Genomic DNA, 26,139 nt, shown 5'->3' with positions numbered 1-26,139 from the left:
CAAATTATATTTTTTGCTATAATAGGAATAGTGCGATAGGAGCTTTTCAATATCAAAATGCCAGCTGTGCCTCTTGAAAAGGAGACATAGAGCGTACAAATATTAAAAGAAAAGAGAGCTATTATGCCATCAGTTGTTGTTGTAGGAACGCAGTGGGGAGATGAAGGAAAAGGTAAAATTACTGACTTCCTCAGCTCAGACGCAGAGGTTATTGCGCGTTACCAAGGAGGGGACAATGCCGGTCACACTATTGTTATTGACGGCTTTAAGTACAAACTCCATCTTATCCCATCTGGTATTTTCTTCCCAGAAAAAACATCTGTTATCGGTAATGGTGTAGTCATCAACCCCAAAGCCCTGGTAAAAGAAATTGCTTACCTCCACGAAAACGGTGTAACAACAGACAATCTTCGTATCTCAGACCGCGCCCACGTTATCTTGCCTTACCACATCAAGTTAGATGCCCTTCAAGAAGAAGCTAAAGGCGATCAAAAGATTGGTACGACAATCAAAGGTATCGGCCCAGCTTACATGGATAAAGCGGCACGTGTCGGTATCCGTATCGCAGACCTTCTTGATAAAGAAATTTTTGAAGAACGTCTACGTACAAACCTTGAAAATAAAAACCGTGAATTAGTTAAACTTTACGACAGTGAAGCACTTGATTTCGATGAAATCTTTAACGAATATTATGAATACGGTCAACAAATTAAAAAATATGTAGCGGACACTTCAGTGATTTTGAACGATGCGCTTGATGAAGGCCATCGCGTCCTCTTTGAAGGTGCACAAGGTGTTATGCTAGATATCGACCAAGGAACTTATCCTTTTGTTACATCTTCAAACCCATTGGCAGGAGGAGTAGCTATCGGTTCAGGTGTTGGTCCAACAAAAATTGATAAAGCAGTTGGTGTATGTAAAGCCTACACTTCACGCGTTGGTGATGGTCCATTCCCAACAGAGCTTTTTGATGAAACAGGTCACCAAATCCGTGAAGTTGGACATGAATATGGTACAACAACAGGTCGTCCACGCCGTGTAGGATGGTTTGATGCGGTCGTTATGCGTCACTCACGACGTGTTTCAGGTCTGACTCATCTTAGCTTGAACTCTATTGATGTTCTGGCAGGATTACCAACAGTGAAAATCTGTGTCGCTTACGAACTTGACGGAAAAGAAATCACTCACTACCCAGCAAGTCTTAAAGAATTGGAACGTTGCAAACCAATTTACGAAGAAATGCCAGGTTGGTCTGAAGATATTACAGGAATGCGTACTCTGGAAGAACTTCCAGAAACAGCACGCAACTATGTTCTTCGTGTTGCAGAACTCGTTGGTGTCCGTATCTCAACATTCTCTGTTGGTCCAGACCGTGACCAAACAAACGTTTTGGAAAACGTTTGGGAAGCCTAAGGAAATAAATCTAAAAGCAAGCAATCATTGATTTGATTGCTTTTTTTGGTGCCTTTTTTCTCGTATTAGTTGCTAAAAATTAATTATTGTTTTTGGAGGAGAATATTATTGAAAAAGAGAATAAGAGTAGTGCTGTTTGTGAGCCTGAGTTTTGTCCAAATACTTATTGCTATGTTTATAGTCGTGAAAAAATGGCTCCGTACGGCTTTTGAAACGGATGCTGCAGTAGTAAAAACGATTGAAGATGGGATGTTTTCAGGAAATGTCGTAGTCTATCCCACCTATGTCCGCCAGCTTTCAATCTGCCACCAGAAACAGAAGTAGAAGAAAAAGAAATCAATAGGCGTAAGGGGTATATCCTTAAAATCAAGAAGTAATAATTCTTTGAAATTGTTAATAATTGTGGAAAATGCTTAAGGCAGCGATAACCATTGACAAATGAGATAAATCTGCTAAAATAAGAACATATAAAGAATGAGAAGAGTAGGTTACTGGAACGTTTAAGGGAGTGATGTCGTCGACTGCAAATCATCACACGGAAAAGTTATTGAAGTTCACCTCGTTCTAATTTAAAATAGTCTTTAATTAAGTGATAAAATAGGATGGTACCGCGGTTTTCGCTCCTTTGTTTAGGGGTTGAAATCGTGGTATTTTTTGTCATCACGGTTAGAAGGTATTAGGAGAAGAAATGAATTTACAAGAAAAAATTGAAGCTTTACGCGAACAAGCTTTGAATAATTTAACAGCAGCTGTTGAAGAAAGAATGCTGAATGATTTGCGAACAGCAATCATGGGTAAAAAAGGTGAGCTGACAGAAATCCTCAAAGGGATGAAAGACCTAACAAATGAAGAACGTCCAGTTATCGGTGCTCTAGCTAATGCCTTCCGTGACGAATTTGGAGCGAAACTTGAGGAGAAAAAAGCAGAGCTTGAAGCAGCAGCCATGAATGCAGCCTTAAATTCTGAAACTTTAGACGTGACTTTACCCGGTCATGCACCTAAAAAAGGTGCGCGTCATATTTTGACTCAAACAGCAGAAGAGATTGAGGAAATTTTCTTAGGTATGGGTTATGAGATTGTTGACGGCTATGAAGTCGAAACGGATCATTATAACTTTGAGCGTATGAATTTGCCTAAAGATCATCCTGCGCGTGATATGCAAGATACTTTCTATGTAACAAATGAGGTATTATTACGCACACATACATCGCCAATGCAAGCGCGCACGATGGACCAACATGACTTTAGTAAAGGTGGTTTACGCATGATTGCTCCAGGTCGCGTTTACCGCCGTGATACGGATGATGCTACTCACAGTCACCAATTCCATCAAGTCGAAGGCTTAGTTGTGGATAAAAACATTACGATGGCCGATCTTAAAGGTACGCTTGAACTTGTCATTCAAAAAATGTTCGGTGCTGACCGTGAGATTCGTCTACGTCCTTCTTACTTCCCGTTTACGGAACCTTCTGTTGAGGTCGATGTAAGCTGCTTCAAATGTGGCGGCAAGGGATGTAATGTCTGCAAATATACTGGCTGGATTGAAATTCTCGGTGCGGGTATGGTTCATCCTAACGTTTTAGAAATGAGTGGTATCGACAGCAAGGAATATTCTGGTTTTGCTTTTGGTATGGGACAAGAACGTATCGCAATGCTCCGCTATGGTATCAATGATATTCGTGGCTTCTATCAAGGTGACTTACGTTTCTTAGAACAATTTGGAAAATAATTTCAGAAGTAAAGACATAAAAGAATACGGAATAAAAGGAAAAATAAAATGTTAGTATCATATAAATGGTTAAAAAAATTAGTCAACGGTCTTGATGATGTTCCTGTTGCTGATTTGGCAGAAAAAATGTCACTTTCAGGTATTGAAATTGAAGGTGTAACTGTACCAGGACAAGGTTTGTCAAAAATTGTTGTCGGTCAAGTCTTGACTTGTGAAGATGTACCTGAAACACATCTACATATTTGCCAAGTTGATGTTGGAGAAGAAGAACCGCTCCAAATCGTCTGTGGTGCTCCAAATGTCAAAGCTGGAATTAAAGTCATTACAGCACTTGTGGGTGCACGTATCGCGGATAACTATAAAATCAAAAAAGGAAAAATCCGTGGTATCGTTTCCTTAGGAATGCTGTGCGCACTTGATGAAATTGGTATTCCTGAATCTGTTAATCCAATGAAGCATGAAGATGGCATCTATATTTTACCTGAAGATGCAGTGATTGGTGACAGTGTCTTGCCATATCTTGACTTAGATGATGAAATTATCGAACCCGATATCTTGGCCAACCGTGCTGATGCAATGTCAATGCGTGGTGTTGCTTATGAAGTAGCAGCTATCTATGGTAAAACAGTCAATTTTGAAGAAAAAACGGTAACCGAAGTAGCCAAAAAAGCGGCTGATAAGGTAGCTGTAAAAGTGGAAACAAGTACAGAACAAGTTCCGACTTATAAAATTCGTATGATTGAAAATGTCAAAATTGCTCCATCACCACTTTGGCTACAAAATACCTTGATGAATGCTGGTATTCGCCCCATTAATAATGTCGTTGACGTAACCAACTATGTTTTGATGTACTACGGCCAACCGCTTCATGCTTTTGATTTTGATAAGTTTGGTGCAGATGAAATTGTGGTGCGTCAGGCGGATCAAGGAGAGAAGATTATTACTCTCGACGAGCAAGAGCGGGAACTTAGCCCTGAGGATATCGTAATTACAGCTAATGGCCAACCGGTAGCTCTTGGAGGTGTCATGGGTGGCTTTGACAGTGAAATTACTGATCAAACAGTCACAGTAGCTTTAGAAGCTGCACTTTTCAACGGCACTTCAATCCGTAAAACTTCACATAAGTTTGCCTTACGTTCAGAATCTTCAAGCCGTTTTGAAAAAGGAATCAACCAAGGTACAGTACGTGAAGCACTAGACTTTGCAGCAGCCATGATTCAAGAACTGGCTGGTGGAGAGATTCTCTCAGGTGTGGTAGAGTCAAATGACTTCATGCCCAAACTTCAAGAAGTTAACATTACTTTGGACCGTATCAATGCGGCTTTAGGAACATCACTTGAAGATGCAGAAGTACTTGCGATTTTAGCGCAACTTGGTTTTGAAACACAAGAAAAAGAAGGACAATTTAATATTCAAATTCCTTCACGCCGTTGGGATATCAAGATTGAAGCCGATATCGTGGAAGAAGTAGCTCGTATTTATGGCTATGATAATTTACCTAGTACCTTACCTTCAGGTGCGACAGCAGGTGAATTAACTGCCATGCAAAAATTACGTCGCAAGGTACGCACACACGTCGAAGCGGCAGGGCTTTCAGAAGTTATTGGTTATTCTTTAACTACAGCAGAAAAAGCGCAAGAATTTGTAGAAACACAAGGGGCAACAACATCGTTGATGTTGCCAATGACAGAAGATCGTCAAACCTTACGTGGCAGTCAAATTCCGGGTCTCTTAGATATTGTTAATTACAATCAAAACCGCAAAAATGCAGATGTTGCAATTTATGAAGTAGGCAATATTTTTGTAGCGACAGATTCTGAAGATACACGTCCTCTTGAAATTCCACATCTTGCCTTTGCTATTTCTGGAAATGTAGAAGACAAAACCTACAGTTCTGATGCTGTAGCTGTGGACTTTTATTATGCAAAAGCTATTGTTGAACAACTCCTAGCAGGTTATGACAACCTTGCTTTTGAAGCTTATTCTGAAGTCAAAGAAATGCACCCAGGGCGTACTGCACGTATTCTTTTGGGTGACCGTCAAGTTGGTTTCGTTGGGCAAGTTCATCCTGCAACAGCAAAAGCTTATGATGTGAAAGAAACTTATGTGGCTTCACTGGACTTGGATGCAATGCTTGAGCTTGCACCAGCGCAGACAGTCTTTGTGGAAATTCCAAAAGTTCAAGCTGTGCATCGTGACATTGCGATGCTAGTTGATGCAGAGAAAACACATGCTGAAATCGTAGAAACAATCACTTCAAGTAAAGTTAAAACATTAAGCAAAGTTGAGCTCTTTGATATTTATCAAGGTGAAAACTTACCAGAAGGTAAGAAATCAATGGCTTATAGCTTAACTTTCCAAAGTCGTGAAAAGACAATGACAGAAGAAGAAATTGCAAAAGCAATGGCAAAAATTACGAAAAATCTTGTAGAAACTTTAGCGGTTGAAATCCGTTAAATGAAAAACCTTAGAAGTATATTCTAAGGTTTTTATTATGAGTTTTAAAAAAAGTCAAGAGATAAAGTATTAATAAAAGCGGTTTACATTAAGTTTGTATGTCTCTTCGTAATGTATTTGACATCAACCTGCGTTCTTTTTGTGTTAAAATAGTAAAATATGAAAAAGAACAATTGGAAAAAAGGTGCAACTTTACTTGGACTGTCAGTCGGAATGCTGACAATGGGCCTACAAGTTGCTAAAGCTGACGAAAGTACGATTAATAAAGATATCGAGAACTTTCAACAACAGCTCAACTCAGAACTTTCTCAGACAAATGCTATCTACGCAAAAGCAACTGATTCGCAAAATAAGCTAAAAACAACGCAAGAAAAGATTGCAAGTCTGAATCAAGAAATTGAAAGAACTGAGGGAAAATACAATTCTTTAAAAGAAACAGTAGCGAAGCAAATGCGTGCCATGCAAGCTCACGGTGGAGCTTCAGCTTCTGTTCTTAATGTAGTATTGAATGCTAATGATTTTCATGAAGCAATACAGGCTTGGACAAACCTGAGTGTGATATTAAGAGCTGAGGATGCGCAAGCTAAAGATTTAGTTGACACACAGAAAAATTTGGAAACAATGCAAAGCTCACTTATGCAAACCAAAGATGAGTTAAAAACCGCTCAGGCAGACTACCAAGAGCAAGCGGAGAACCTTGAAGAGAGTATTCATACTCTAAAAAATAAAATGACTGATAACCAGAACATACTGGAGGAGATGAAAGCCAAAGCAGAAATGGCTAAAGATACAACAGTAGACGAGAATGCAGATCAGCCTAAAATAGAGCCATTGGCTTCAAAGAAAAATGAAGCACCTCAAGTTTCGGAGCCTAAAGATACGACGATTACAGCTCCGAGTAGTGATGGTGGAACTTCCTTGACTGTTTCGGCTACAGCTTATTCCTCAGACAATGGCTTAGGTTTTATCACAGCCACAGGGATTAACTTGCACCAAAATCCAATGTGTATTGCCGTAGATCCTTCTGTCATTCCCTTAGGAAAGATGGTTGAAGTCCCAGGATATGGCATTGCTATTGCAGGTGATACAGGAGGAGCTATCAAGGGAAATATTATTGATGTCCATCTTCCAACAACAGCTCAAGCGCAAGCTTGGGGTCGTAAAACAATTCAGATTAATGTACTTGCTTAACAAACAACAGCATATCTACAGTAGCCTTTCAAAACTACTTTAAGTATGCTTTTTCTTTTGCATTTATGAGTACTAAAAAAAGCCCAAGAAGAGGTTATTCAAAGTCTTCTTGGGCTTTTTTTTGTGAGCCAAGGCTGCACTTATCTTTCTTTCATGAAACTTTCTGACCAGTTTTTAACTTTATCGCCGTTGGCAGAGTGATGAATTTTTGAGCTTCAACTTGTTTTACTTTTTTAGTCTTACGTAAATCTCGCTCCTCAGGACTAAACCAGAGGGCTATTTCATAGAGGGCTGCAAAACCTAAGCCCATTCCACCAAACATTAAAACAATTTCTATAAATTCCATTGTGACCTTCTTTTATAATATTCTTAGTTCTCGATTAATTCGGGGGTTATTTCTTCAATACAATCAACTACAGGGCCGACGATCCTTGAAGTTTCTTCATCTAAGTAAAAATCCTTGTATTGCGGATCGGTGTTGAGTGAGTGACAGCGGAAACTTTCTCCATCTCTAAAAACTTGCTTACAATATAGCTGTTCTTCTCCGGGTCCGCCCTCTGAAATGACATAAATATCGCCATCTCTATCAAAACCAGTCGTAACAAAGGTGACAATAGAGAAGTTAGGATACTCTGGTTGCATAGAGTCTCCTTTGATGCGTGCAGCACCGTCATAACGGCCTGGACGTACATCTGTAAAGATGGTGTAAGTCTCTTGGGTGTCATTCAGAGCCTGACCAAAACCAGCAGATAATTGCTCATCAGCTACCTCAATCGTATATAGTTCCTCACGACGGTAAGTACGTAAAGGAATGATATTATCTGAGTCAGGAATAGGTTGTGGTTTCTGACTGGCAAGAAACTGTGAAAAATTCAAGACATTCTTTTGCTGTTCAGCATCTAACTGTTTGTAAATATCGAGAAGCTCAATAAAAGGAGAGTGCCCTTGATTTTCGTTGAGGATAAGATCAATAGGTGTTTTGTAAATATCTGCAAGTTTAGTAATCATTTCTAAAGCAGGATTACTGGTTTTCTTCTCCCAAAGCGCATAAGTCCCTTGAGTGATGTCAAGCATCTTGGCAATGTCTTTTTGAGTAAACTGATGTTCTTTACGTAGATTTTTTAAGGTTTGTCCTAGATTCATGCTTCCATCCTCTTTTATTGAATTTATCAATATTATAAGCTAAAATAGAATAGAAGTCAAGCTAAAAAATTGAATGAGTCAATAAAAGGAAGCGAGCTTGCTTCCTTGCATTTATTAATCTTCTCGATATTCAAGGAGATCTTTAGGTTGACAGTCGAGTGCTTTGCAAAGTGCTTCAAGTGTAGAGAAGCGTATTGCTTTAGCCTTACCATTTTTTAAAATAGAAATGTTAGCCATTGTGATACCCACTCGTTCTGAAAGTTCAGTCACAGACATTTCACGCTCTACAAGCATTCGATCTATATGTACTTTTATTGCCATTTTATACTCCTTTCTTAAACCGTGAGGTCATTTTCTGATTTAATCTGAATGACACTTTGCAGGAGCTTTTCAATTGTTGCAATAAAGATAGCAACGATTAAAGGAGTAACACTAATGGCTACACCAATAACCATAATTACCGGTGCATGAATCACCTCGATGATGTGATAGGTCATAGGTAAAATTCCAAGAAGCACAAAGAAAGTTGCAAATGATAATTTTTTAATAGTAGAAATTATCTTTAAGGCCGGCTCAGTAAAGGCTGTACCACGCTCAATAAGTAACAGTATACGATAGACAAAAATCGTTACGACAAGAGATAGGGCCGCAGCTATGTAAAGTGCCAAATAAAAGAGAATTTTTACAAAATAAATATCATGATCAGAGTAGGAACTGATGAGCCCTTGTGTCAAAACAACAAAGAAAAAAAGGATAAATGCAATAACAGGTACAAGTGCAACCTTGAGAAAGGTGGTCTTAATTTTCGATATTTCTTTCATGTTGTTCATTATAAGTGATGGATGATTGATTGTCAAGATGAAAATATCGTTTTGCGATATGAGTTGACTATGGTTTTGTACGTATAGATGTATCATTCAAAGAACAATTGTTTTTTATAAGAGAGATAGTCGTAAGGGTTTCAAGGAGCAGAGAATAATAATTATATGAAATGTGTTAAAATATCAGTATGGTAAAAAAAGGACGTATTATTAAATCTTTAGCAGGGTTTTACAATGTAGAATCTGAGGGACAAGTTTATCAAACGCGAGCGCGTGGTAACTTTCGTAAGAAAGGGATGAAACCAATCGTTGGTGATTTTGTGGACTTTTCAGCTGAAGAAAATTCAGAAGGTTATATCTTAGATATACACAAACGCAGAAACAGCTTGATTCGTCCTTCCATTGCGAATATCGATCAGGCTGTCATCATCATGTCAACGGTTAATCCTGATTTTTCCTTGAACCTGTTGGATCGCTTTCTTGTGTTTTTGGAACATAAAGATATTCAGCCTCTCATCTACATTTCGAAACTAGATTTGCTTGAGGATGTCAGTGAGTATGAACAGTTCAAAAAAAATTATGAAACGATTGGCTATCAAGTTTTCTTTGACTGGAAAGAACTGACAGAAGTATTAGCAGATAAAGTTACGGTCTTTATGGGGCAAACGGGCGCTGGAAAAACAACTTTGTTGAATCTAATTGCGCCAGGTATGAACTTGGCTACGGGAGAAACTTCAGACAAACTAGGACGTGGACGTCACACTACGCGCCACGTGGAGTTCTTTGAAGTGGCGTCAGGCTTAATTGCAGATACCCCAGGATTTTCAAATCTAGACTATGATGTCTCTAACCAACCCGATTTAAATGCGGCCTTTCCAGAAATTTTACGAGAAAGTCATGGGTGTAAGTTTAGAGAATGTACCCATACACATGAACCTTCTTGTGCTGTCAAAGAAGCACTTGAAGAAGGTAGGATTTTAGCGAGCCGTTATGAGAACTACCTACAATTATTAACTGAAATAAACAACACGAGGGAAACTTATGCCAAACAAAGAAAAAAACAAAATTAAAGGGAACATTTGGATGAAGCAAGCCGGCTTTTTAGGTTTAGTGATTCTTTGGGGCCTTATCATTCTGTTTAAAAATAGTTTAGGAGATTGGAAGTGGCCACTTTTTGGCTTGCTTGTTGTCTTAACTATTTGGGGCTTATACCAAATCAATAAAGCTTTCTTTGGCTTGAAAAAATAGGAGGAAACATGAAACAATATACAAATAAAATCGCACCATCTATTCTCGCTGCTGACTTTGGTGCTTTTACAGCAGAAGTCGCAAAGATTAAAGCTGCTGGTGCTGATTATGTACACATTGATGTTATGGATGGTCATTTTGTTGACAACTTGACTTTTGGCTCTGGTGTCGTTGCTGCACTTCGCCCACATACAGATATGGTTTTGGATGTGCACATGATGGTCGAAAATCCAGAAAAATACGTAACGGAGTTTGCGAAAGCTGGTACGGATATCATGAGTATTCATGTTGAAGCAACAGCACATATCCATGGTGCATTGCAAAAGATTAAAGCAGCCGGAATGAAAGCAAGCGTGGTTATTAACCCAGGAACACCTGTTTCAACGATTGAACCTGTTCTTGGCATGGTGGATATGGTCTTAGTGATGACTGTCAATCCTGGTTTTGGAGGTCAAGCCTTTATCCCTGAAACGATGGATAAAATTCGTGAACTTGTGAAATTGCGTGAGGCTAACAATCTAGAATTTGATATTGAAGTTGACGGTGGCATTGATGATAAAACAGTTGATCAAGCATGTGAAGCAGGTGCCAATGTATTTGTGGCTGGATCTTTTGTCTTTAAAGGCGATGTAGCTGATAACATTCAAAAGTTAAGAGATAGATTATGAACGTCATCATTATTATTCTTTTGATTTTAGCCATTCTGATTGGGATTGCTAATTTTTTCAAAAAGCCAACGTCTAACACCAAACTGAATGCGCGGGTCGAAAATCTGTCTTCAAACCTGACAGAGTTACGTATAGAAATGTCGCAACAGTTGGGGCAAAATCGCCAAGAAATTTCCGGAACAGTTTCAAGCTTATCGCATAATATGAATGTAAACTTAGGAAATCTGACAGAAAATATCAATGCTAAATTTGATTACCAGTTTAAGGATTTACAAAGTTCCAACGAGCAAAAACTAGATAAAATTGCGCTTAACTTAGCAGAAATGTCAGCAGCTATTACGGATAAATTTGACCGTAAGTTTCAGGAGCTGCAAGAGGCTAATGATAAAAAGCTCAGTCAAATTCAGAACACGGTGGATGAAAAGCTTCAGGAAACATTAAACAAAAGGATTTCCCAAAGCTTTGAACAGGTCACAAATCTTCTGACTTCAGTTGATAAAGGATTAGGCGAAATGCGTAACCTAGCCAGTGATGTCGATAGCCTACAAAAAGTAATGACGGGTGTGAAGACACGAGGTATTATTGGCGAGGTACAACTTGGCCGTATCTTAGAGCAAATTTTCACCTCAAGTCAGTACCAGGAGCAAGTCAACATTCAAGACCGAAATGCAGTAGATTTTGCGGTTATCATGCCTGGTAAAGTAGCAGGCAGTGATGTTTTATTGCCGATTGACTCAAAGTTTCCTTTGGAAGACTACCAACGCCTGCAAACTGCGCTTGAAACAAACGATATGCTGGCGATTGAAGCATCACGAAAAGCCTTGTTTGCCGCGGTTAAAGCTCAGGCAAAATCAATTTCGGAGAAATACATCTTACCGCCAAAGACAACCGACTTTGCAATCATGTTTTTACCTATTGAGGGGCTTTTCATGGAAGTGGTAAATAACACAGAACTTTATGAGCAACTCAGCCGTGATTATAAGGTAAATGTTACTGGTCCAACAACCATGACAGCAGTCTTGAATAGCTTGCAAATGGGATTTAAGACCTTACAGATAGAACAAAAATCAAGTGAAGTTTATGAAATGCTTGGGGCTGTTAAAACCGAATTTGGTAAGTTTGAAACCTCGCTTAAGAAAGTTCACGAACGTTTGCAACAGTCCGAAAAAGAAATCAATACGCTGATTACGACAAGAACGAATGTCATGAATCGTAAATTGCGCACGATTGATGCCGTTGACAAAGACACGAGTGCTGCGCTTTTAGAAATAGAAGGGGACTAAGATGGTTCTGATAAAAAATATAGCTATGGGAGAATTTTTTGAAGGATTCTACCTGATAAAATCAGTCGAGCTTCGTCGAACACGCGCAGGTAAGGATTTCCTTGCGATTGTTTTTCAAGATCGGACAGGAACAATCTCGGGCAATATTTGGGATGCCAATCCTAAAGCTGTCAAGCAGTTTGTTGCGGGGCGTGTGGTTCATATGAAAGCCTTAAAAGAACTCTACAACGGCATGCCGCAGGTCAATCGAATTAGCCTACGTTTGCCGGAAGGTAACGAACCAGCTAACCCTGCAGATTATCGTGAAAAATCACCGGTAAATGAGACGGATCTCCGTAAATATGTTGAAAGTATCGTTTTCCGTATTGAAAATGCAACATGGAATCGTATCGTTCGTCATATCTTGAAAAAATTTGACCGTGAATTTTATCAGTTTCCTGCTGCGAAAACCAATCATCATGCCTTTGAAGGTGGATTGGCTTATCATACAACCACGATGCTCCAACTGGCCGAAAAAGTATGTGAAGTTTATCCACAGCTCAATGAATCTTTGATGTTTGCAGGTATTCTTTTGCATGATATGGCCAAATGTTTAGAGTTTACTGGTTATGAAAACACAAGTTATACGTTGCGTGGAAATCTCTTAGGACACATCGTTCTTATCGATGAAGAAGTCAGTAAAGCAGCGATCGAACTTGACATCAGTGATGAAAAAGAGGACTTGCTTTTACTGCGTCATGTTTTACTGAGTCATCACGGCCAGTTAGAATATGGCAGTCCTGTCCGCCCTAAAATCATGGAAGCAGAAATCATTCATCAGATTGATATGATGGATGCTAGCATGATGATGATGATGACCGCTCTAAATAATGTTGAACCGGGACAATCAAGTCAACGCGTTTTTGCCTTGGAAAATCGTAACTTTTATAAACCATTAGATAACTAAAGAGAAGAAGAAAAGATGAAACACACACTTAAAAATAATACATTAACGGTTGCAGTTGACACTTTTGGTGCAGAATTACACTCTGTTCAAAAAGAGGGTATCGAATATCTTTGGCAAGCAGACCCAGCGTTTTGGGGACGTCATGCTCCTGTTCTTTTCCCGATTGTTGGGAAGTTAAAAGACGGACATTACAGCTACGCAGGTAAAAACTATGAGATGTCAGGACACGGCTTTGCACGTGATACAGAATTCAAACTCGTACAGGAAAAAGAGGATGAGTTGGTTTATGAAATTACCTCAAATGCTGATACACTTGCACAATATCCTTTTGAATTTAGCTTTAAGGTAAGTTACAAATTGACAGGAAATCAAGTGCGTGTACGTTATCAAGTGGAAAATAAAGATGAAAAGACGATGATTTTTGGCGTGGGTGCTCATCCAGCTTTTAATGTTCCTCTCGAAAAAGGCAGCTTTGAAGATTACACCTTGACAATAGCCCCAGCCGAAAAACGTACATTTATTCCTTTGGATTTACCAACGGGTACGCTTAAGAGAGAAGAGCAATCTGAGGTTGAGGTGAGGGATATAACACTGAATCATGAACGCTTTTCAAAAGACGCGCTCGTTTATACATCATCAGATGAAATGTCAGTGGCCTTAACAAACCGTTTAGATAGCCGAAGTGTGAAAGTCACTTGGGAAAATATGCCTTTCTTTGGTCTTTGGAGTCCCTATCCAGCTGAAGCTCCTTTTGTTTGTATCGAACCTTGGGCTGGTATAGCAGATGAAGTTAGCACAACAGGTGAACTTACCGAAAAATTTGGGATGAATCAACTTGCTCCACATGAAACTTTTAGCTGTGAATATATTATTGAAATAAACTAAGACAAAAAGATAGACAGTAAGTCTATCTTTTTCTAAATTTTTAAGAAAGACCGCGAGAAAAAGCAGCTGTAAATTGCTATAATAGAAAGTATGAATGATATTTTCCAACTTACACTAATTTTAGTGGCTTCATTAGTCGCAACTTTAATCGCAAGAAGAATAAGAATTCCTGCAGTAGTCGGTCAAATACTGATTGGTATTGTCTTAGCACCTGCTGCTTTGGGATGGTTGCAAGGAGGACACACCATTGAGGTCCTCTCCGAAATTGGGGTGATTCTGCTCATGTTTCTGGCAGGGCTAGAGAGTGACCTAGGGGTTTTAAAGAAAAACTTTAAACCTGCTTTACTGGTTGCCCTAGCGGGTGTCCTTGTTCCTTTACTGGTTTTCTGGGGCGTAACAACGATGATGGGCTATGCCTTCTCAACGGCTATCTTTTATGGTATCGTCTTTGCAGCAACCTCTGTCTCGATTACAGTTGAAGTTTTGCAAGAATACGGTAAGCTTTCCACAAAGGCAGGCTCTATTATCTTGGGTGCGGCTGTTGTAGACGATATTCTGGCTGTTTTAGCTCTATCTATCTTCACATCTACACAAAGCTCTTCTGGCAACTTGCCAAAGCAGTTTTTCATGGAATTCCTCTTCCTTATTTTCCTTGTCTTGGTACACAAGTCAATCCCTAAAGTTTGGCGTTTTGTGGAGAAACTTCCGGTCTACGCAAAAAATACAACAGCGGCGCTCATTCTTTGTTTGGTTTTAAGCCTCCTTGCTGATGCAGCGGGTATGTCAGCTGTGATTGGTTCTTTCTTTGCTGGATTAGCTTTAAGTCAAACAGACGTTTCTCATAAGATTGAGGAATACAGTTCCGCTATTGCTTATGTCGTCTTCATCCCAGTTTTCTTCGTTTCCATTGCGATTTCCGTAACTTTCGAGAGCATCTTTGAACATCCAATCTTGATTCTCTTCTTTACTTTATTAGCAGTATTGACGAAGTTTATTCCGGCTTATTTCATCGGGAAATCAACGGGACTTACAAGCTCAGACAGTGCCTTGGTCGGCACAGGAATGGTTTCTCGTGGTGAAATGGCTTTAATCATCGCGCAGATTGGTCTTGCTTCACAAGTGATTAATAGCGATATTTATTCAGAGCTGGTTATCGTGATTATCCTCAGCACTCTGATTGCACCGTTCCTAATCAAGCTCTCTTTGAAAAAAGACTAAAATAACAATAATAACAGACTTATGACAAGAAAAATGATAAAATAGTCAAAGTATATAAAATGAAGGGGTTTCTTATGTCAAACTGTCAAGTAGTAAAACATCCACTTATCCAACACAAACTTTCAATCTTGCGTCGTGCAGACGTTTCAACAAAAGAGTTCCGCGAACTCGTTGACGAGATTGGTATGCTTATGGCTTATGAAGTATCTCGTGACTTGCCTGTACAAGATGTCGAAATTGATACTCCTGTTGCGCACATGACTGCGCAAGAACTTGCAGGGAAGAAATTAGCAGTTGTGCCAATTCTTCGTGCAGGTATCGGTATGGTAGATGGTATCTTGAAACTTATCCCAGCAGCGCGCGTGGGCCACATTGGTATGTATCGTGATGAAGAAACGTTCAAACCAGTTGAATACTTGGTTAAACTCCCAACAGATATCGCTGAGCGCCAAATCTTTTTGGTTGATCCAATGTTAGCTACAGGTGGTTCAGCAATTCTTGCAATTGATAGCCTTAAAAAACGTAATGCCAACAATATCAAGTTCGTTTGTCTTGTTGCAGCACCAGAAGGTGTAAAAGCAGTTCAAGAAGCGCACCCAGATATTGATATCTATGTTGCAGCACTTGATGATCACCTTAATGAACATGGCTACATTGTTCCAGGACTTGGTGATGCTGGAGACCGTTTGTTCGGAACAAAATAATAAAACTTTAAAACGTTAGAGAGTAAAAGCTTTCTAGCGTTTTTTTATAAAAAAAATAAAAATCCTGAGCTAAATAGTTTACAAGCGTAAATTTATGTGTTAAGATTACACTTGTAAACATAAATAAGAAAATAAAAGGAGACATTACTATGTCATTTATCAACTCACTCAAAAATCGTCGTTCAATCTACGCACTTGGTAAAGATGTTAAAGATGCAGACCAAGCTATCGAAACAATTAAAGAAGCAGTAAAACACAGCCCATCAGCTTTCAACAGCCAAACAACACGTGTACTTATCGTTACAGGTGAGGCGCAAGAAAAACTTTGGGGCCAAATCGTGGCTGACGAATTGAAAGCAACAATGAAAGCACAAGGTGTTCCTGAGTCAGCTTGGGAAGGTACAAAAGCAAAACTTGATGGCTTCAAAGCTGCTTATGGTACAGCTCTCTTCTTCGAAGATCAAGACGTTGTAAAAGGTTTGCAAGAACAATTTGCCCTTTATGCAGACAACTTCCCAGTATGGAGCGAGCAAGCTTCAGGTATCACTTCAGTCAATGCATGGACAGCTCTTGCAGAACTTGGTATTGGGGCAAACTTGCAACACTATAATCCAGTTATTGATGAAGCAGTTGCTAAAGAATGGAATGTTCCAGCAAACTGGAAACTACGTGGTCAACTCGTATTCGGTTCTATCGAAGACGAAGCAGGAGAAAAAACTTACATGGCAGATGATGACCGTTTCATTATCGTAAAATAAGTTAATAAAGGCCTTAGGGCTTTTTTTTGTAGGAAAAATGATAATTTGCTATAATAAAAGAAAGTAATACTACTCGAAAAAGACTAGCGTTGCTACTGTTTGAGGCAATAAAATATTTTGAGATAATCAAGATATGAGCCAAAATATGATTTCGAAAAATTCCTTAGAACTAAGGACGCAAGATAAAGCACATAAAGGAGAAGATATGGAAGCAAAATTGCTCAATAAAGTAGTGATAAAACGTAATGGTCGCGTTGTCGATTGGGATTCATTTCGTATACAAACAGCGGTTTTTAAAGCTGCAATTAATGGAAAATACAAAGACAAACCCTTGCATGCCAATATGATTGCCAACAATGTTGCTAAGGTTGTTGAGAAAGTTATCGCTGAAATTCCTTTTGATAAGATTGAGATTGACACAATTCAAAACCAAGTGGTCAACCAGCTCAATGACTTTGACAAAGAAGTGGCAAAAGATTTCCTTGAATATAAAGTGAAACAAGAAATTAATCGTAAGCACTAATAGCGGGACTATATTGAAAATAAAAAGCAGATTCTCTGAGAAACTGCTTTTTGTGTTCCTTAATTAAAAACAAATGAGTGTAATATTACTTCTTTATAATTTTAATCTTTGATATAATTTGTAATATGAGAAACATTACGTTATATCCGAGCGGTATCATGAGATTCCCAAAAGATTTCAGGAGAAGAATATATGACAGAAAGAAAAGTAATCAAAGCAAAGAAGCAAGCCATACGCCGTGCGCGACTTAAAAAAGCAGGCACTGTCGCTGCAATGTTGCCACTTGTAATGTCCAAAGGTGCACCTGTAGCTACACTCATCCGGGGCCGACATGATGAAGAAGTGCCCGGTATCGAACAAGTTGTCGAAATGCCTGAGCAGGAAATCGCAGACGTTGTCTTGCCAGAAACACCTGCTGAAGCAATGTATGAAGAAGAAAAAGAAGCTGAGGTGCTAGAAGAACTGGAGATACAGGAAATTTCCGAAACTCCAGCTACTTTTGAAGCGCCACAAAACTTTGAGGCACCACGTTTTTCTGAAGGGGGATTGACTCAGTTTGAGGCCAGTGATGCTTATGTGGGGATTGCGCCTTTGGCGGTGAATTGGGGTGCTAAAGAGACGTGGCCTGTTGCGCAAATTATTAGTGTACAATGGGAATCAGCTACTAGGATAAGGATTCATTTTGAAACAACAGCTGACAATGGTAAAACTTTAGGTACTGGTCAAATTGACAGAATGCAATTTAGAGTAAGTGTCGGTGATGAGCTTGTGGATTATGTGAGCTATGCAGGGACTGAAAACAGTCAGGGTACGACATACATTGTGTTTCTGGAGGGGATAACACAAGATCTTTTTGGAGACGTCACCGTTTATGCAGGCGATCCCTTTCCACATCAGGGAGGAGATGATTCTTTCCGTCTTGCAGGTAGTTCCGTACGACCGAATCATCATGTACCCATCGTTATTACAGAAGAACATATTCGTCTTGGGAGAGTGGCAGATAAGTTTGTGGGGGAGGATGTCCTAGTTTCATATTCTGATGTTATGGACTGGCCGTTCTTGGACTTGCCACAGTTAGGATTTACAGGAAGTTTTGATTTTATAAGTAGAATATCGAATATTGAGTTTGCAAGCACAGCTATTGTTGGACCGTCCCCAATCAATTATGGAGCTGTTGATTGGGAAGAGATACGTGGAGCTATTGAAGACGAACTTGAACGCCAAACCAATCTCCCTGCAGAGCAGTACTATCGAGTCGACCTTTCTGCCTTACAAAATTTCACTAACACAGGTCTTTTCGAGCAAGCAAAAGTCCGTGAAAATGTACCTGTGGCGCTTCAAAATATCGTGGTCAATCGTGGTCGGGTAGAGACACGTCCTTTCGATGCAACTCGGACAGTAAAACATATCGAGGAGCACCTCTCACTTGTCTTTGATATTGAAATGGCGAACGGTGAAATTATTGATGACATCCCACCGTTAACGATTGAACTGCCCGTAGAGAGTTTGCTTTACGACCAAGCAGGACTTTGGGCATCTTTCGTTCATCTGGCAGGACATGGCGATCAGCGTGCAGCAGTTCAGGAAGCTGTAGCGCAAGCCGTTGCTGAGACTCAACTTCCAGATGAACTTAGTGCGGCTTTGCTTGGGCAACTGACCGAGAGCATCATCGCTCAGTCGATGGTACGTAATCAGCCTAACGCAAATGGTCTCTACGACGGTCAGATAACCCTCGCTGATGCAAGTTTTACTCCAACGACTATCGGTCAACTTCAAAGTGTACCCAATAAGGTTTTTGATAACACTAATCTTATCGGGGATGTTCAAGACAAATACGTCTTTGAGTTTGCAATCAAGGGAGATAGTCCTGGTGGAGAACGACGTTTTGCCACAGCAACCTTGGTTATCGAGCGTGAATATTTGAAATTTGCCGACTCTCATGTAGGTACTCACAAAATCATAGTATCGCCTTATGTTTACACGACCTTGGTCTTCAGCGCTGATAGAGATGATGATGCTTTCAACGCAGAAGAATTGACAGTTTTCGAAGCGGAATACCGTAAGCATATTGAAGGAAAAATCCAGATTCTGGCAGAGAATGGCGGACTCTTTAGCGATGCACAGATTACACCTCGACCAGTCACATGGACAGCAGGAACTGTTGCTAACAAGGATTATGATGGGACTACTGATGTATTGAGCTTTGAGGCACCTAAATTAAAATTAACTGACTTCGCTGATGGTGACGATAATATCATTACTGTTGACTTTGGTAATGACTTGGCGGAACGTTTGCAGTTTGCTCAAAGTTTACCGGGGACGTGGGAGATTGAAGGACTTGATTTCGATGAAAGTATGCTCAAGCGTCTGGATAGGAATATAGCCGGTAATTTTAACTATAAGATTGTCGACCTTCCGACTTTTAATCCCGCGACCATTCGTCCTTTAGTTTTAGATATTGACGATATTGACAGACTTAAATTTGTTGAAGGTACGGTTGACCGTGAGTATGACGCAACAGATGTTTTCATGAATAACTTGCCGAGAATTAATGTTTCTATTACAGGTGTAGATGATGGAAATACCTATCAGTTTGTCTTTGATACAGAGTCTATTCTGCGTTTTCCTGAGCGACATGTCACATCTGGTTTAGTTTCGGTAGTTTTGGAAGACTCAACGATTGGTTTACAAATTCAGGGAAGTACAGTTCAACCTGTTCAGCTTTCCTCAGACTTGCAAGAGGCTCTACGTGGGGAACTTTTCCTCGGCGAAATTACGCCACGTGAAGTTTTCTGGGGCATGGGCAAGGTAAAAGATAAGCCTTATGACAGAACTGATGTCGCTATTATCGAAGATGGAGGAATGCCACAACTTATCGCAGTAAGTGATGGAAGTGATGGTATCTTTGCTATAGATGAAGATGGTCCTGATGCTCTTATTCTAGACCTTGGTTTAGCCACATTCGCATCTGAAAATGTCGCCCGTAACGCACAAGGAGGTGTCATCGCACAAGAAGTTACTGCTATAGGCGCTTGGAGCATTGGTGGCGGCGACAATAGGCATAACTATGTCATAGTGGCACATCCAGATGCAAGGACGATTGGCTTTGACATGCCAAGCAATCTCTTCGGTCAATCTGCTTTCGAAATGCCGAACTTCTTGCATGAGGTGCTTCTGAAACCGAGCTTTGCTGATGCAACGATTCGTCCGCTAGATGTTCATTTCACAGGTGGTTATTTACGAAGCGCCAGCAGGGAATATACCGGTATGCCGATAAACCCAGAAATAAGTGAGTTTGAACTGCCAACTTTACGCACGATTCGAGTTGATAAGCAAGATGTACTGGACCAGGACCTCCTAGAACTTCGAGTAGATTCAGTGGATGGTAAATTTGTTCATCAAAATAATATTAATGTAAGTACTACGGAAAATCCTGCAAGGTCAGCTTTAACAGGTTGGAGGATTAGCGGAACAAACCCAGAAAACTATGAGTTGAAAGGCTCTCCGGATATTGAGTGGACTATCGCTCCACGAGCGGTACAGCATTGGAAAGATATAGTGGGTGCACAAGCGGGACGTGCAGTCAAACGCTTTGATAATACAACGGCTTTCTCAACAGAACATCTCACAAGCTTGCCACGCTTGGCTGAATTGCCTTTGAACATTGACAACTGGGATTTATCCTTTAACAACCAACATGCGAATCCTAACTTTTATGGCGCGCATACGCTGACTGTTGGAAATGAGACAGGGGTTCGTGAGCAGCTGAATGTCTTGATTGGTCCTAACCAAGTCCTACATGATGATTTTTGGTTTGACACTCTTTTCGATGCGGAAATCTTCCCACGTATCTTGAAATGGAATGAAGGTGTTATCGAACCACGTTCGTACAACGGTGGCAATAACATTACAGGAACTATTGTCCGACCAGAATTAGTCGCATCAGAAGAGGGTCATGAAATCATAGATCATCAGGTGTTTACTGAATATGACTCAGCTCTATTAGATAACTTGGTCTTCCCAAGTGCTGCACCAGGAACACATAGATTTGACTGGAGCGAGATAGACATGCGTCACGTCTTTTCTGATCCTGTACATGAGCACAACTATGTTGTGCCGGAAATTCCTGTAACTTTCGCGACAATCTTCCCGGCGCACGTGAGCAAGGAGGATATTCTCTCTTATGGCTTTACCGTTCAGAGTCGAGAATATGATGGTACAACTGAGATTTCTGAGAATAACTTTGTAGCTAATATTCTTCTTGACGGAGATTATGAGATTCAACTGCCTTACCGTGTGGAAGGACTGCGCTTTGATGAAGTACACGCTGGGACAAACGTGCTTGATTTTGTCAACATTGTCTTTGATGAGAAGCTCGCAGAATTCTTTGAAGACTATGAAGGTGAAATTCGTGAACGTATTATAGATGAAATCCTCAGATATCGCGATGCAGAAATCGAACCACGTCGTATTGAGTGGACTGTGGGCAAAGTTGCCAATAAGGAATGGGACGATACGGATGAAGTACACAACATTCTTATCGAACCTGAGCTGACACGACCTTCGAGAGACAATCTGGTCATGAATGACAGAGCTATCGTTGCGCGTGATGAGGGTATTATTACTAAAGTTTTGGGTAGAGCAAGGTTTACCCAGACAGAAGTAGGTAACGACATTCCAGTAAATTCAGATGGTAACTGGAATCTATCGACAAGTGATGCGGATGAATACCCACTGACAAACTACATTTTTGACTGGATACATGGCGCTCCAGGAGAGATGGTCCAGCCGAGTTTTAACCCAGCCAACATCGAACCAGTCGCTGTCACAGAAGTACGCCCAATGCCAGCAGATCAAGACGAGATGGAAGCCAACGTCCTTTACATCCAGACAGGCTATATCCAACGACAATATAATGGCAGCGCTGAGATTGACCTCAACGAAGATGTGCGGATCGAACCTGTATTTGCCCTGCGCAATGCAAAAGATAAAAAAATTGCACTTTCACTAGACAACTTGGTAGATCTTGATGTTCGCTTCTTTGATAAAGATGTCGAATACGATAATGGGAATGTTATGGACAAGCCACTTATCATAAGGATTGCAGGCTTTGCGCATGACAACATCACGCTGTCTGATGATGGCTTGCGTGAGATTGAGCGCCTGCTCTTCACAGGTCGAATCACACCGCAGGAACTTAGAACGGAAGACGTTCGTCTTGGCGGAAATCGCACGATTCATAAGATTTACGATGGCGAAACAGACTGGGAAGTTGCAGAATGGCCTGATTCAGCTAATCCAGGGCAGACGATTAGAGCTTTCCCAGAGCTTTGGGTTGAAATTAAGGAAACGGACGAAAGAATTCCTATCCGTTTTGACGAAAACAACTATGCAATTGCCTTTGCGGATCGTCATGCAGGTCCTAATAAGTCAGTCACTGTAGATGGTTTCTACTTAGATTCACGAAATGTGAGCTTGAGGACTGACCTCAGGGATTATATGAGAAACAATTTACTGACGGGAACCATTAGTCCGATGACAATTCACTGGACACAAGGACAGGTCGAGAGACGTTCGTATGATGGCACTGAAGAGGCAGTGATTTCGTCTAGGCCAGATTTGCCGATTTTGGATATTGACCGTGAAAACGGCGGCGTTATTATCCAGAGGGGTGAAGCGTGCTTTGATGATAGGAATGTACGTTTTGATGAAGCGGGCAATGTTACGGCAATGCCGGTTCATGCGACAGGTGAGTGGAGTATTTCCGGAGAAAATTCTGGTAACTATTGGCTACAAGCGCCAATCAACAGCGTGCTGAATTCTCTCATTCTGACAAGCCAAACTCTTTCAACTATCGTGCCACGACCAGAACAGACTGTCAATCCATTGTTTGAAAGCCAAATCATTGACCCGATTCGCCTCCAATTTAACGGACGAAAAATCGCGGAACGTGTTTTTAACTACGATTATTACTTCATGGCAGAAGATAAGTATTACGAGTACGGTATCGAAGCTGGTTTCACTAATCCAGAAAAATGGACAAATGTAGAAACAGGCCAACCGATGAACGTGTTGGGCGACTACTATTTAACAATAAACTTTGTAGAACAGATGTCACGCTTGGCAAATGGTCAGCCACATGTAGCCGAAGATGAGCTGCTCTTTGTTGATGCACAAGGCAATGAAATTGGAAGAGCAGGTGTTCAGGTAGAATTGCAGGATGAGCAAGGCAATGTCAACCGTAACTATGAGTATGTTTTTGGTGATAATCTTGAAACGATAGGGCGTATCACTAAGGCTCAAGGCTTGCCAGTCACGCGACCACAAGTAGCACGCATCGCTGAAACAGAGATTGAGCTTTTCCACTCGACTATCACGAAACATCAACCCTTACTTGAAGAAATGCCTTTCCTCTTTGAACCTTTCAGTTTTGGTGATGTAGGCACAGCAGATTCAAGTAGATCAAATCTCTTTGCGTCAGCTACAGCCTTTGACCCAGGGCCTTACGAGATTGAATATGCGGTTTCATTGTCAGATAATCCAGAGGACTTAGATGCAGATGATTGGCAGACGTCAACGCTCTTTACAGATTTGACACCAGCTACAGAATACTTCCTCTTTGCCCGTCAAGCGGATCATCATAACCGTTATGCTGGAGCGATTATTTCGGGGCTTGCTTCGGTAGTGACACTTGAACAAACAACTGTCACGGACGTGCGCCCAATGCCAACGGACCCAGAAGATATGGAAGCCTTTGTCCTCTATATTCAATCGGGTCATATTGAACGCCCATATGATGGCAGTACTGATATTAATCTAGAAGATATACAGATTGAACCCAAACTTGTCCTACGAGATGCGCAAGGGGAAGACATCGAATTTTCACGAGCGAATTTGGAAGAACTTACCCTTCGTTTCCTAGACAAGAATGTCGCCTACGATAATGGCAATATTATCGATAAAGAAGTAGTTACAAGTATTGAGGACTTTACACATGAGCGTTTCGTACTTACTGATGAGCAATTGTCTAAGGTCGAGGACCTCCTGTTCACAGGTCGAATCACACCTATCCGCCTCAGTCTTAATGATGGTCGAAAAATAGCCGAACGTGTCTTCAACTATGATTATCGCTTCATGCCAGAAGATATGTCTTATGATTATGATAAGCAAGCCGGTAAATGGCGCAATGCGGACACCGGTCAAGTGCTAGACCTCATCGGAGATTATTACTTGACGTTAAGCTTTGCGGATCAAATGTCCCGTTTGGTAAATGGTCAACCACACGTTGCTGAGGACGAATTGGTCTTTATTGACGCGCAAGGCAACACTATCGAAAACGCAGATGTACAGATAGAGCTACGTGACGAACAAGGCAATGTCAACCGAAACTATGAGTATATCTTGGATAACGAAGTGGAAACGATTGGACGAATTACTAGAGCACAAGGTTTACCGGTAACGCAACCGCAAGCAGCTCGTGTCTCTGAAACAGAGATTGAGCTTGCTCCATCTGAAGTGCTGACTTTCCGCTTTGACCCATTTGCCTTCAGGGAAGCAGGTGCGGAAAATCTCTTTGTCGCCACAGCTAGAGCTTTTGACCCAGAACCTTACGGACCTTACGTGATAGAATATGCGGTTTCAAGAACGAATAACCCAGCAGATTTAGGCGCAGAGGATTGGCAGACGTCAACGCTCTTTATAGATTTGGCGCCAGCTACAGAATACTTCCTCTTTGCCCGCCAAGCAGAGCATCATAACCGTTATGAGGGAGCGATTATTTCGGGGCTTGCTTCGGTAGTGACAAGAGAAGAAAATCGTCTGCCTCACCCGACTCCAGAACCGGATGATTACAAGGAAAAAGCAGATTTACCAAGAGTGGGCGATAGTATAGGTGCAAGTCTTGGTATTGCCGGATTGATCGCTCTAGCCAGCGCAGCTATTTTACGAAAAAAGAATAAAAAAGAGTAAGCTCTACTCTTGAAAAGAATGTTTCAAAACGAGAAGATATACGGATTTTCTCGTTTTTTTCTTGCAATTTTTGCTCTAAGTCATAGATTTTCTCAAAATATTAATGAATAACTTATGAAATTCAGGTAAAATAGAAAACAGGATAATTGGATTGTCCGTTGAATTTTAGAAAACACAGGAGACATATATCGCATGAAAAAAAGAGGCATCCTCTTAGTTAATCTTGGTACACCTGAGAATACATCGCCCCAAGCTCTAAGAAAATATCTGAAGAAATTTTTATCTGACCGGCGCGTGATTAAGACTCATCCTTTGCTCTGGCAGCCGCTTCTCAACGGTGTTATTCTTAATACTCGCCCGAAAAAATCAGCTAAGCTTTACGAAAAGATTGTCAAAGACGGCGCGTTTCCACTGCTTACCTACACAGCAGCTCAAGAAAAAAACCTGCAGGAAATCTGTCCTGACGTTGAAGTAGCTATGGGGATGTCCTACAGTGAACCAAGTATTGAAAGTAGTCTGGAAAGTCTCTTGAGTAAAGGTGTGGAGGAGTTAACGGTTCTTCCTATGTATCCACAATATTCAGGGACAACAGTAGGTTCGGTCTTTGATAGTGTCATGAACTTTTTTTTGAAAAAAGATCATATTGTGGATTTAAAGTTTATACGCTCCTTTTATAAAGAACCTCTCTATATCAAATATTTTGCTGAGAAGATAAAAGAAACCCTTGCAAATGAAGAGGACATTGAAGCTGTGGTCTTTTCTTACCATGGTATCCCTCTTTCTTATGTAACGGATGGAGATGCTTACCCAGACGAATGCACGGAAACGACACGTTTAATTATGGAAGAACTTGGCGATTTTCCACATTATCAAACCTATCAGTCGAAATTTGGCCCCGCCGAATGGCTGACTCCCGCAACCGATGATACCTTGAAGAAACTTCCAGAACAAGGTGTCAAAAAAATTCTTATCGTTGCACCTGGCTTTGTAGTTGACTGTTTAGAAACGATTGAAGAGCTTGAAGAGGAAAATAAAGAATACTTCCTTGAAAATGGTGGTGAAAAGTATGTCTATGTCTCACCGTTTAATGAAGATATGGCTTTTGCTGAGCTTGTCAAAGAGATTGCAGAGAAAAAATAAAAACGTTCAAACTTAGTACAATAAAGCACTAAGTTTGAGCGTTT

The 26,139-nt window shown here is 40.6% G+C and carries 21 protein-coding genes; 17 read left to right on the top strand and 4 right to left on the bottom strand.

Annotated elements, in window-relative coordinates; genetic code table 11:
- The first annotated feature begins 123 nt into the window (after positions 1-123).
- The 5 genes from lgb_RS08795 (at position 124) to lgb_RS08775 (ending at position 6,790) form a co-directional block, all read left to right on the top strand.
- On the top strand, positions 124-1,413 hold the full coding sequence (locus tag lgb_RS08795; RefSeq protein WP_249663207.1) for an adenylosuccinate synthase: 1,290 nt from the start codon (positions 124-126) through the stop codon (positions 1,411-1,413).
- Between the two features lie 183 nt (positions 1,414-1,596).
- On the top strand, positions 1,597-1,737 hold the full coding sequence (locus lgb_RS08790) for a hypothetical protein (RefSeq protein WP_227671637.1): 141 nt from the start codon (positions 1,597-1,599) through the stop codon (positions 1,735-1,737).
- A gap of 364 nt (positions 1,738-2,101) precedes the next feature.
- Positions 2,102-3,142, top strand: a complete 1,041-nt coding sequence (gene pheS / locus lgb_RS08785) for a phenylalanine--tRNA ligase subunit alpha (protein WP_019292196.1) — start codon at positions 2,102-2,104, stop codon at positions 3,140-3,142.
- A gap of 48 nt (positions 3,143-3,190) precedes the next feature.
- Positions 3,191-5,599: a phenylalanine--tRNA ligase subunit beta gene (gene pheT / locus lgb_RS08780; RefSeq protein ID WP_019293886.1), complete on the top strand. Its 2,409-nt coding sequence runs from the start codon at positions 3,191-3,193 to the stop codon at positions 5,597-5,599.
- A gap of 159 nt (positions 5,600-5,758) precedes the next feature.
- Positions 5,759-6,790 carry a 3D domain-containing protein gene (locus lgb_RS08775; RefSeq protein WP_019293885.1) on the top strand — a complete coding sequence of 344 codons (1,032 nt, stop codon included), beginning with the start codon at positions 5,759-5,761 and terminating at the stop codon, positions 6,788-6,790.
- A 151-nt stretch (positions 6,791-6,941) separates the two neighbouring features.
- Here lgb_RS08775 and lgb_RS08770 read toward each other — a convergent pair whose 3' ends face one another.
- From lgb_RS08770 to lgb_RS08755, 4 genes are all read right to left on the bottom strand, one after another.
- A complete protein-coding gene (locus lgb_RS08770) occupies positions 6,942-7,136 on the bottom strand; it encodes a hypothetical protein (protein ID WP_019293884.1) in 195 nt (64 codons plus the stop codon).
- Positions 7,137-7,159: 23 nt separating this feature from the next.
- Positions 7,160-7,933 carry a S24 family peptidase gene (locus tag lgb_RS08765; RefSeq protein WP_019293883.1) on the bottom strand — a complete coding sequence of 258 codons (774 nt, stop codon included), beginning with the start codon at positions 7,931-7,933 and terminating at the stop codon, positions 7,160-7,162.
- A gap of 114 nt (positions 7,934-8,047) precedes the next feature.
- On the bottom strand, positions 8,048-8,254 hold the full coding sequence (locus lgb_RS08760) for a helix-turn-helix domain-containing protein (RefSeq protein WP_019292191.1): 207 nt from the start codon (positions 8,252-8,254) through the stop codon (positions 8,048-8,050).
- A 14-nt stretch (positions 8,255-8,268) separates the two neighbouring features.
- Complete coding sequence (locus lgb_RS08755; protein WP_231863414.1) at positions 8,269-8,850, bottom strand: DUF2975 domain-containing protein; 582 nt, start codon at positions 8,848-8,850, stop codon at positions 8,269-8,271.
- 92 nt (positions 8,851-8,942) lie between these two features.
- Here lgb_RS08755 and rsgA point away from each other — a divergent pair, with 92 nt between their 5' ends.
- From rsgA to hemH, 12 genes are all read left to right on the top strand, one after another.
- Positions 8,943-9,824 (top strand): ribosome small subunit-dependent GTPase A, encoded by an 882-nt coding sequence (gene rsgA / locus lgb_RS08750; RefSeq protein ID WP_019292189.1) that lies wholly within the window; start codon positions 8,943-8,945, stop codon positions 9,822-9,824.
- A complete protein-coding gene (locus lgb_RS08745) occupies positions 9,796-10,002 on the top strand; it encodes a hypothetical protein (protein WP_019292188.1) in 207 nt (68 codons plus the stop codon). Before rsgA ends, lgb_RS08745 begins: the two co-directional genes overlap by 29 nt.
- A gap of 8 nt (positions 10,003-10,010) precedes the next feature.
- Entirely contained in the window at positions 10,011-10,670 is a 660-nt protein-coding gene (rpe, locus tag lgb_RS08740; protein WP_019293880.1) for a ribulose-phosphate 3-epimerase, read from the top strand.
- A complete protein-coding gene (locus tag lgb_RS08735) occupies positions 10,667-11,953 on the top strand; it encodes a DNA recombination protein RmuC (protein WP_019293879.1) in 1,287 nt (428 codons plus the stop codon). The genes rpe and lgb_RS08735 overlap by 4 nt, the downstream gene beginning before the upstream one ends.
- A 1-nt stretch (position 11,954) precedes the next feature.
- Positions 11,955-12,899 carry a 3'-5' exoribonuclease YhaM family protein gene (locus tag lgb_RS08730; RefSeq protein WP_003133400.1) on the top strand — a complete coding sequence of 315 codons (945 nt, stop codon included), beginning with the start codon at positions 11,955-11,957 and terminating at the stop codon, positions 12,897-12,899.
- Between the two features lie 15 nt (positions 12,900-12,914).
- Complete coding sequence (locus lgb_RS08725; RefSeq protein ID WP_019293878.1) at positions 12,915-13,784, top strand: aldose 1-epimerase family protein; 870 nt, start codon at positions 12,915-12,917, stop codon at positions 13,782-13,784.
- A gap of 90 nt (positions 13,785-13,874) precedes the next feature.
- Positions 13,875-15,002, top strand: coding sequence for a cation:proton antiporter (locus lgb_RS08720; protein WP_019293877.1), 1,128 nt, complete (start codon positions 13,875-13,877; stop codon positions 15,000-15,002).
- 74 nt (positions 15,003-15,076) lie between these two features.
- Positions 15,077-15,706, top strand: coding sequence for a uracil phosphoribosyltransferase (gene upp, locus lgb_RS08715; RefSeq protein ID WP_003133406.1), 630 nt, complete (start codon positions 15,077-15,079; stop codon positions 15,704-15,706).
- A 149-nt stretch (positions 15,707-15,855) separates the two neighbouring features.
- A complete protein-coding gene (locus tag lgb_RS08710) occupies positions 15,856-16,464 on the top strand; it encodes a nitroreductase family protein (protein WP_019292184.1) in 609 nt (202 codons plus the stop codon).
- A gap of 205 nt (positions 16,465-16,669) precedes the next feature.
- Entirely contained in the window at positions 16,670-16,987 is a 318-nt protein-coding gene (locus lgb_RS08705; protein WP_003133409.1) for an ATP cone domain-containing protein, read from the top strand.
- Positions 16,988-17,179: 192 nt separating this feature from the next.
- On the top strand, positions 17,180-24,955 hold the full coding sequence (locus tag lgb_RS08700; RefSeq protein ID WP_064305339.1) for an LPXTG cell wall anchor domain-containing protein: 7,776 nt from the start codon (positions 17,180-17,182) through the stop codon (positions 24,953-24,955).
- 192 nt (positions 24,956-25,147) lie between these two features.
- A complete protein-coding gene (gene hemH / locus lgb_RS08695; RefSeq protein WP_019293875.1) occupies positions 25,148-26,095 on the top strand; it encodes a ferrochelatase in 948 nt (315 codons plus the stop codon).
- The last annotated feature ends 44 nt before the right edge of the window (positions 26,096-26,139 follow it).

Origin of the sequence: Lactococcus petauri (genome assembly GCF_023499275.1) — a bacterium.
In the GTDB taxonomy this organism is placed as follows: Bacteria; Bacillota; Bacilli; order Lactobacillales; family Streptococcaceae; genus Lactococcus; species Lactococcus petauri.
Note: the sequence above shows the minus strand (reverse complement) of the source record. Positions and strands in the feature narration are given on the sequence as shown.